Annotated in this window: 2 protein-coding genes and 1 pseudogene; 2 read left to right on the top strand and 1 reads right to left on the bottom strand. The window is 74.3% G+C overall.

Annotation, left to right across the window (positions count from 1 at the left end):
- Together E1200_RS34190 and E1200_RS32000 are read left to right on the top strand one after the other, a co-directional pair.
- A pseudogene (locus tag E1200_RS34190) lies at nucleotides 1-381 on the top strand (hypothetical protein); the annotation flags it as partial.
- Nucleotides 382-849: 468 nt separating this feature from the next.
- Nucleotides 850-1,728: a hypothetical protein gene (locus E1200_RS32000; RefSeq protein WP_131956203.1), complete on the top strand. Its 879-nt coding sequence runs from the start codon at nucleotides 850-852 to the stop codon at nucleotides 1,726-1,728.
- Here E1200_RS32000 and E1200_RS31995 read toward each other — a convergent pair whose 3' ends face one another.
- Nucleotides 1,729-2,496 carry a hypothetical protein gene (locus tag E1200_RS31995; protein WP_131956201.1) on the bottom strand — a complete coding sequence of 256 codons (768 nt, stop codon included), beginning with the start codon at nucleotides 2,494-2,496 and terminating at the stop codon, nucleotides 1,729-1,731.
- Between the last annotated feature and the right edge of the window lie 1,028 nt (nucleotides 2,497-3,524).

Here is a 3,524-nt window from a genome sequence, read left to right as displayed (position 1 = left end):
CCCCAAGGCCACCCGGGCGCACCGCCCGTGCACGTCCACCACGGCTCCCCCGGCTACCACGGCCACCGCCGCCACGGCGGCGCCGCCGCAGCGGCCGCCGGCCTGGGCTTGGCGGGCGGCGCCGCGGCCGCAGGCATCGCGGGCGGCATGGCCCTCGGCGCGGCAGGCGGCTACGCGCAGAACGTGGCCGGCTACGTCGCCGGCGCTCCTGTGGACGCCTTCGGCAACGTCATCGCCGGCTACGCGGGCCAGGCCGCAGGCAACATCGCAGGCAACCTGGCCGCCGACGCCGTAGGCGGCGTGGCAGGCGACGTAGCCGGCGAACTGGCAGGCGGCGCCGCCGAAATCCTCGGCGGCCTCCTAGGCGGCCTATTCGGCTAACGCCCCAGAGGCCACCACCGCAACCCAACATCACCACGCCACCGCGCCGTGTCCTTCTGCGGCCCTGTGACATCCAGACCGACAAGGGCACCGAACCGACCGACCAGTTCCGCGTGGCCTTACTTAAGCCGAGCAAGGGCACCCCGAAGAACCCACCGCACGCTCCAACACCCCCGGAGCGCCGACTCCGCGCGGCCTCAGGCGTGCGAGAGCGCGGCCACTGCCCCCGATCGCCCGCGCGCCCCACTGCACGGCCGAATCAGCCGGCTAACGCAGGGCCGCGGGTACGGCGGGACGTATCACCGCTTGTGAGGACCTGCTCGCGGTCTTCTGCGTGACGCCTCGCCAGCGGGCCGGGGTGACGTTGGGGAAATGCGCGGGCCTTTTGGACTAGATCGGCCGCGTCCTCCGCCAATACGGCCGCGGATGGTTATCGTCGGATGCGCAGCCCGCCTCCCGAGGAGTCACATGACCACCGTGGTCCTTGTCCTGCTCTGCCTCGCGATCGCCGGACGCGAGCTCTACCTGGCGTCCGACAAACGGCTCCCACGCGCGCAGGCGGACCTGCGCGACCTGCGCGGGCAGCTGTCCGAACTCGCCCGGCGGCACGAGGCGCTGAAGACGGTGGTGGACGAGGCGACCGAGCCCGCCGGCATCCCGATCCCGCCGGAGCAGCCGGAGGCCCCGCCGGCCGAGGTCCTCGACGGGATGGACGCGCTGACCGGTCGGGTGGAGCGGCTGGAGAAGCAAGTCGGCGAGCTGTCCGACGAACTGGGCGGCCTCGACCTCGACCGCGACGCCCAGCGGGCCCTGGCGCGGTCGCTGGACGCGATGGAGCAGGACGTCCAGGAGCTCCGCCGGGAGATGCTCGACCGGCTCGACCGTGAGGAAGGCGTCGTCACGGGGATGCTGCTCAGCGAGGAGGGCGAGGCCGAAGCGCTGCTCGCCGACGCGTACGAGCGCGCCGCCGCCGAGTACGGCCTGCGGCCCCGCGTCCGCGAGGCGTATGCGGCGGCCACGGGCGCCTACCGGGGGACGGTGTACCACCTCTCGGGCCGGCGCGCCGGGGTGCTCGCGGAGGACCTGTTCACGTTCGTCCGCGGCCTGTACGACCCGCGGGACCCGTCCGCGCTCAACGCGCTGCTCACCGAGCTGGCGGCACTGCGCGGCGGCGGGGTCGCGCGGTTCGGCCCGTTCACGGCCGTCAGCACGCAGTCCGCGCTCGTCTGCGGGCTCCTCCCGGAGGAGGGCACGCCGCCGGCGGAGCCGTGGCAGCTCGCGGACCGGATCCGCGAGCTGCCCGCCGACCGGCAGAGCGACCTCTCCTGGCTGCGCTCCGCCGACTGATCAGGGCCGGACGAACTGCGGCGTGCCCGCCGTCCGGTCCACGGCGAACGCGAGCAGGCACCGCGGAACCCGCTCCGCGTCGAGCTGGAGGCACAGCCCGAGGCCGAGGTCCGGGTCGACGAACACCACGCGCCGCAACGCCCACAGCACCCGGCGGACCTGCCGCCGCGTCTCCGGCCGCGCGGCCTCGTGCAGGGTTCCGGTGACGACCCGTCCCGCGTAGCGCCACAGCGCCGCGGAATCCAGGACCCGCACCCCCGCGGACGTCAGGTTCGCGACGATCACGACACCGCTGTCGTCGTCCTCCGCGGACGGCACCGGCAGCACGCCCTCCGCCCGCAGGTCACGCGGCGCGCGCGGCCCGCCGACCGCCCGGTGGTACCGCAGCGGGTCCAGCGTGTCGACCACGAACGCCCCCGCATAGGGCCGCGACGCGCGGGGACGCCCGGGGTCGCGCGGCTGCTTCCGCGCCGCCCGGACCCCGAGGTGCGCGCTGAGGTCGAGCACCATCCCGGCGTCGTCCAGCCATGCCGGGACGCCGAGCTTCACCATGGTCTTACGGTCGAGGGCGTCCATCGTGCGGCGGATCTCGTCGCCGCGCCGCGCCAGCGTCGCCGCGATCCCCCGCCCGGGGAAGGCTCCGTCCAGCACCGCGAGCGTGGCCCGCCACGCCGCACTCTCCACGAAGTCGGCGACGAACGCGTCCGCGAGCGCCTTGCGCCGCCCGGGATCGGCCATCGGCCCCGGCCCGGCCGCGAGCACCGGCACTTCCGGCTCCGGCCGCGGCGGCGGCTCCGCCGACAACCCCTTCCCCGGCAGGAACGGCTCATCGTCATCCCACCCCGGCGACGCCCCGGCCGACGCATTCCCCGGCTCCCGCGACGTCCAGGACGGCGACTGCGCACCCTGCGACCCCGATGATGCCCCGGCTTGCGAGGGATCGCCCGCCTCACGCGCCTGCGACGCCGCTCCCGCAGCCTCGCGCCCCGCCGAAGGACCACCCTCCGCATAAAACTCCGACGACCCGCTCGACGTGTATGTCGTCCCACCCGCCGGAGACTGGTCGGACTCATATCCCGGCCATGGGTCGGTCTCACCCGACGCCCCCGGTGCGGCACCCGGCTGCGGCGCAGTCCCGGGCTCACGGGACGTCCAATCCGAGGACGCCTCGCCCACGTCACGGCCCGGCAGAGGTGGACCGCCTTGAGAATCTGGGCCTTCGGTTGCAGAAGCGCCCGAGGCGTAAGGCGTCCCACCTGGGACAGGCTCGCTGGGTTCACGCACCGCCCACGTAGCGCTCTCGTCAGGTTGGCCCGACTGCGACGCGACGCCGGGCTCACGTCGCGTCCAATCTGAGGACGCCTCGTCCGCGTCACGGCCCGACAGCGGCGCACCACCCCCAGATTCAGAGGCGCCAGCCGAAGAAGCACCAGACGTGTACGGCACCCCGCCGGACGGGGACGGGCCGGGCTCAGTTCCCGGCCATGGGTTGGCCTCACCCGACGGTCCCGGTGCGGCACGCGACTGTGGCGCAGGACCGGGCTCACGGGATGTCCAATCCGACGCCTCGCCCCCGTCCCGACCCGGCAGAGGCGGGCCACCTGGAGATCTTGGGCCTTCGGTTGCAGAAGCACCTGGGGTGTACGGCGTCCCACCTGAGACAGGCTCGCTGGGATCACGCGCCGCCCAGGTAGCGGTCTCGTCAGGTTGGCCCGGGGAGGTGGCTGGGTGTGGGGGGCCGCTCGGGGAGCCCGTTGTAGGGGCGCCTGGTGTGTGTGTCTGCCACGGGTCGGGTG

This window comes from Actinomadura sp. GC306 (assembly GCF_004348665.1).
In the GTDB taxonomy this organism is placed as follows: Bacteria; Actinomycetota; Actinomycetes; order Streptosporangiales; family Streptosporangiaceae; genus Spirillospora.
Note: the sequence above shows the minus strand (reverse complement) of the source record. Positions and strands in the feature narration are given on the sequence as shown.